Genomic DNA, 2,224 nt, shown 5'->3' on the forward strand with positions numbered 1-2,224 from the left:
GCAGAAAGACAAGCTGGCGCTGCGCTGGCTCGCGGGGCAGAAGGGCGAAAAGCGCGTGCTCGAATCCGGCGACACCGTCTCGCGGCGTCCCTCCCTGGCGGGTTATCTCAATGCCGTCTATCCCAACAAGGTCCAGATCCTCGGCACCGAGGAGCTGACCTGGCTCGATTCGCTCGACTCCCGTCAGCGCTGGGAAACGATCGAGAAGATCGTGCAGGCCAAGCCGCTGGCGCTGGTCATCAGCAAGAGCCAGTCCTGTCCCGAAGACCTGCGCGAAGCCGCCAACGAGAACGACACGCCGCTGTGGGGCTCGCCCAAGCGCGGGCACGAACTGCTCAACCACCTCTCCTACCACCTCGCACGCACGCTGGCGCCGCGTGTCACGCTGCATGGTGTCTTCATGGAGATTTACTCGATCGGCGTACTCATCACGGGCGAGGCGGGGTCGGGCAAGAGCGAACTGGCGCTGGAACTGTTGAGCCGCGGCCACCGCCTGGTCGCCGACGACGCGCCGGAGTTCACCCAGATCGCGCCGGACGTGCTGGACGGCACCTGCCCCGAACTGCTGCAGGACCTGCTGGAAGTGCGCGGCCTGGGCGTGCTCAACGTGCGCGAGATGTTCGGCGACACCGCCGTGAAGAAGAACAAGTACCTGCGCCTGATCGTGCACCTGACACGCCCGATGACCGAACCCAACCCGCACGGTTACGAGCGGCTGACCGGCGACTCCGGCACCCGCCACGTGCTGGACCTCGACGTGCCGCTGATCACCCTGCCCGTGATGCCGGGCCGCAACCTGGCCGTGCTGACCGAAGCCGCCACGCGCCTGCACATCCTGCGCACCAAGGGCATCGACCCGGCCGCGATGTTCATCGCCCGGCACAGCAACCTGCTCGAGCGCAGCACGCCATGACGCAGTTCGAACCGGCCTCCGACCTGCACGACGACACCGGCGCCGCGACGCCGGTGGCGCCGACGGTGGTGATCGTCAGCGGGCTGTCCGGCTCGGGCAAGTCGGTCGCGCTGAAGACCTTCGAGGACCTCGACTACTACTGCGTCGACAACCTGCCGGTCGACCTGCTGCCGTCGTTCGTGCGCAGCCTGGTGCGCGAGGACGAACTGCCGCCCAAGATCGCCGTAGGCATCGACGTTCGCAGCCGGCATAGCGACCTGTCGAAGCTGGCGCAGTGGCGCGCGGCCCTGGCGCAGCTTGGGCTGGAAGGCCGGCTGGTCTTCTTCGACGCCGACGACGACGTACTGCTGCGTCGCTACTCCGACACCCGCCGCCGCCATCCCCTCGGCCACGGCGGCCTGTCGCTGCAGGAAGCGATCCGCCAGGAACGCGCCATCATCCAGCCGCTGCGCGACGAAGCGGACGTGGTCATCGATACCGGCCAGCTCAACGTTCACCAGTTGCGTCGCCGGATCATCGCCGAGTTCGCCTTCAACAAGGGCACGCAGCTCTCGCTGCTGTTCGAATCCTTCGCCTACAAGCGCGGCGTGCCGGCGGACGCGGACTTCGTCTTCGATGCGCGCGTACTGCCGAACCCGCACTGGAATCCGGAACTGCGGCCCTATGCCGGCCGCGACCCGAAGGTGCGGGCATTCCTGGACGCGCAGCCGGAAGTGGCCGAATACGTCGGCCAGGTCAGCGGCTTCCTCGACACCTGGCTGCCCCGGCTGCGGGGCGAGACGCGCAGTTACGTGACCATCGCGTTCGGGTGCACGGGGGGCAAGCATCGCTCGGTCTATCTGGCGGAAACCCTGGCCCGGCACGCCCGCGAGCAGGGCTGGGAAGAAGTCGCGACCTTCCACCGCGAACTGGATTGACCCCGGATTCCGTAGCGCCGAGCTTGCTCGGCTGGCTGACGCTGTCCTGAGCCCCGGACAGAAAGGCAGCGGAGCAAGCTCCGCTCTACGTGACCGATCCACGGATAGCTGGGACCCTTACCGTTCCATCCGCGCCGCTTCCAGCCTGTCATGCCCGTCTGTTAACGTTCCTGCATGGCCTGTGGCATTCTCCTTGTGACTCATCCTGGCGTGGGCGTGTCGATCCTGACGGTCGCCACTGCGCTGCTGCGGCAACTGCCCCTGAAGGCGGAGGCCTTCGAGGTGCCGTTCGACGCGGACCTGGAGGCCCTGCTCCCGCAGGCGTCGGCCGCACTGCGGCGCGTCGACGGCGGCGAGGGTGTGCTGGTGCTGACCGACCTGTACGGGGCAAGCC

3 protein-coding genes are annotated in these 2,224 nt (G+C 67.6%); all 3 read left to right on the plus strand.

Annotation, left to right across the window (positions count from 1 at the left end):
- The coding region (gene hprK, locus AC04L7_RS17070) for an HPr(Ser) kinase/phosphatase (protein WP_475513496.1) at positions 1–913 on the plus strand (913 nt) is incomplete at its 5' end.
- Positions 910–1,830, plus strand: a complete 921-nt coding sequence (gene rapZ / locus AC04L7_RS17075; RefSeq protein ID WP_296278405.1) for an RNase adapter RapZ — start codon at positions 910–912, stop codon at positions 1,828–1,830. The genes hprK and rapZ, both read left to right, overlap by 4 nt.
- A gap of 174 nt (positions 1,831–2,004) precedes the next feature.
- Positions 2,005–2,224 (plus strand): PTS sugar transporter subunit IIA domain-containing protein (locus tag AC04L7_RS17080; protein WP_475513497.1); only part of this gene is annotated, 220 nt, incomplete at its 3' end.

This window comes from Pseudoxanthomonas sp. LjRoot204_2, from assembly GCF_056175765.1.

What these genes read in the sequence shown, in the direction of transcription:
- rapZ (WP_296278405.1), top strand. Translation starts at nt 910, where the DNA reads ATGACGCAGTTCGAACCGGCCTCCGACCTGCACGACGACACCGGCGCC.